Source organism: Actinoplanes sp. NPDC051633 (genome assembly GCF_040681735.1).
Taxonomy (GTDB): Bacteria; Actinomycetota; Actinomycetes; order Mycobacteriales; family Micromonosporaceae; genus Actinoplanes.
The window spans coordinates 1-1,416 of sequence record NZ_JBFAZH010001600.1 but is presented as its reverse complement, the minus strand read 5'-3'; the positions used below and the strand labels follow the sequence as shown (position 1 = coordinate 1,416).

Here is a 1,416-nt window from a genome sequence, read left to right as displayed (position 1 = left end):
GCCGCGGTAGGCGGTGAAGGTGACGTCCTTGAGCGCGCGCACCCCGCCGTACGACTTGGAGACGCCGCGCGCGACCAGCACGTCATCGGGCTCCCGCCCGCTCACGACGCGGCCTGCAGCTCGGTGGGGACCAGGAAGATCTGTCCGGGTACGAGCGCGGAGAACGCGCCGGCGAAGGTGATCTTCTTGCCGACCAGGTTCTTGACGTCCGCCTTGGCGACCACGTCGGTCTTCACCCGGTTGTTGAGCGCGTTGGCCACGTTGGCGTAGTCGATCTGGTTGGTGAACTCGCCGAACTGGATGCCGACCGCGTCCCGCAGCGCCGTGCCGGCGATCACCGGCCCGGTGGCGATGGTGACGGTGACCGGCTTGCCACCCGCCGCGCCGGGCACCTCGACGGTCAGCGGACCGGTCGGCGCGTCGGTGTCGATCTTGGTTGCGGTGCCGGTGCCCTTGACCATGAAGGCGTACGGGCTGCCGGTGCCGGACCGGGTGCCGTACTGCTTGCCGGCCGCCTCCGGGTCCTTCGCGATCGCCGCGGATACCGTGGTCACCTCATTGGCCTTCTGCTGCACGGTCGGCACGACCTTGGACGCCCAGATGCCGTCGACGTACGTCTTCGGGTCGAACGGCGCCGCGCCACCCTCCTGGGTACCGCTCGCCTCGTACACGTAGATCCCGGGCACCTTGCCGCAGCCCGCGAGAGTTGCCCCGGGGGCCGCCACCAGCACCACCGCGGCGAGGAGCGCTGCGGGACGACGTCGAAAAATCATGTGAATATCCATTCACTTGCGACTGGACATGCCACTACTGTGAACTCGTGGTGTCGCCTCTGTCAACGGTCTGCGACAGATCGAACGGGAGTCGGCGGTTTCGGCAGTTGGCTACGCTTCGGCGACGGAATTAGGAGGCTTCGGTGAGCTCAGGGGTCGACGCGCACCTCGGCGCGGGCGTGGAGCACATCCGGCTGCTCACCAAGGTGGCCCGGATGTATCACGAGCGCGGCATGCGGCAGCCGCAGATCGCGGCGCACCTGCACATCTCCCAGCCCCGCGTCTCCCGGCTCCTCAAGCAGGCGGTCGCGGCCGGCATCGTGCGCACGGCGGTGATCACTCCGCGGGGTGTGCACGCCGAGCTGGAGGAGGCGGTCGAGCAGCGGTACGGCCTCGGCGAGGTGGTGGTGGCCGACACCGACGGGCTGACCGACGAGCGGTCGGTGACCCGGGCGATCGCCGCGGCGGCCGCCGTCTACCTCGAGACCACGCTGTCGCGCGACGACCGGATCGGCATCTCGTCCTGGAGCGCGACGCTTCTGTCCACGGTGGACGCCATGCATCCCGCGCCGAGCCTGGCCGCCGAGCGGGTGGTGCAGATCCTGGGCGGAGTGGGCACCAGCGCCGCCCAGAGCCTGGCGAC

The 1,416-nt window shown here is 69.8% G+C and carries 2 protein-coding genes; one reads left to right on the top strand and one right to left on the bottom strand.

Going from position 1 to position 1,416, the window contains the following annotated elements:
* Positions 1-101: 101 nt before the first annotated feature.
* Entirely contained in the window at positions 102-773 is a 672-nt protein-coding gene (locus AB0M20_RS43490; RefSeq protein WP_364307354.1) for a DUF2291 domain-containing protein, read from the bottom strand.
* 143 nt (positions 774-916) lie between these two features.
* On the opposite strand from AB0M20_RS43490, the gene AB0M20_RS43485 reads away from it, so the two are divergent.
* On the top strand, positions 917-1,416 hold a 500-nt coding region (locus AB0M20_RS43485; protein ID WP_364307352.1), incomplete at its 3' end, for a sugar-binding domain-containing protein.

Bases quoted from the DNA above. Each gene is read 5' to 3' on its own strand.
- AB0M20_RS43490 (WP_364307354.1), bottom strand. From the start codon at position 773: ATGATTTTTCGACGTCGTCCCGCAGCGCTCCTCGCCGCGGTGGTGCTG.